At 63.1% G+C, this 426-nt stretch carries 1 protein-coding gene; it reads right to left on the minus strand.

The genetic code is table 11. The features are described from left to right. On the minus strand, positions 1-426 hold a 426-nt coding region (locus AB1462_RS32230; protein WP_367249179.1), incomplete at both ends, for an Ig-like domain-containing protein.

Below are 426 nucleotides of genomic sequence, written 5' to 3' on the forward strand. Positions count from 1 at the left end.
TCGGACTGTCTACGTCGGTGGCGGACAGTTTGACCGCGATGCCTACGCTTGGGTCTTCAGCGCCGGTCGCAGTAGTTTCCGCAGCCACCGGCGCGTCGTTGACCGCAGTCACGGTGATGGTGCCGTTAGCTGGCGCCGAAGTCAGCGGGCCGCCGTCGGTGGCGGTGTAGGTGAAGTCCGCGGTGCCGTGGAAGTCCGCGTTTGGTTTGAAGTAAACCGTGGCTTCGCCGTTGACTGCGTCAATGGAACCGGTCACCGGTTTGGTCATCGCCGCGTCGGTGTAGAAGGTGCCGTTGGTAGGCGTGCCGACGGTGAACGATTTAACGTCCGTCGGACTGTCTACGTCGGTGGCGGACAGTTTGACCGCGATGCCTACGCTTGGGTCTTCAGCACCGGTCGCAGTAGTTTCCGCAGCCACCGGCGCGT

The sequence above is a fragment of the Pseudomonas sp. SB113 genome (assembly GCF_040754745.1).
Lineage (GTDB): Bacteria > Pseudomonadota > Gammaproteobacteria > Pseudomonadales > Pseudomonadaceae > Aquipseudomonas > Aquipseudomonas grimontii.